This window comes from Paenibacillus sp. MZ04-78.2, assembly GCF_024213375.1.
Lineage (GTDB): Bacteria > Bacillota > Bacilli > Paenibacillales > NBRC-103111 > Paenibacillus_G.
This window is the reverse complement of the sequence record NZ_JANAVJ010000150.1, coordinates 1-406: the sequence shown is the minus strand read 5'-3', so window position 1 is coordinate 406 and position 406 is coordinate 1. Positions and strand designations below refer to the sequence as shown.

General features: G+C 45.6%; 1 protein-coding gene and 1 pseudogene. Both read left to right on the top strand.

The window, feature by feature from the left end:
• Positions 1 to 156 (top strand): transposase (locus NLX71_RS26465; protein WP_254366785.1); only part of this gene is annotated, 156 nt, incomplete at its 5' end.
• Between the two features lie 35 nt (positions 157 to 191).
• Positions 192 to 406, top strand: a pseudogene (locus NLX71_RS26460) (RNA-guided endonuclease TnpB family protein); the annotation flags it as partial.

The following is a 406-nucleotide window of genomic DNA, read 5'->3' as shown; positions in this document are numbered from 1 at the left end:
ATCACTCATCAACTATCATTTTGTGTGGTAAAATTGAAAGGTACGACCTCGCGATGTTTGCGTCAAGAATTTAAGCACTTGAAGCATCTGCCAAGCCTTTGGACACGTTCGTATTTTGTCAGCACGGCAGGGAATGTTTCGAGCGAAACCATCTAACGTTAAGTTGAAGAACAAAAGAAAAGGGGGAAGCCATGCAAACCGTAACCGTTCAAATTCGAATATTCCCAAACGATGTTTCCCTGCTGAAGGAGATGGGGAGCGAATACATCAAAACGGTCAACCTCCTCGCCGAACAAGCGGAAACATCGGGCGCATTTCCAAAGCTCAGTTCCAAGGATGTCGATGCCAAACTTCCATCCGCAGTAAAGAACCAAGCCATTCGAGATGCGCGAAGCATTCATAACAA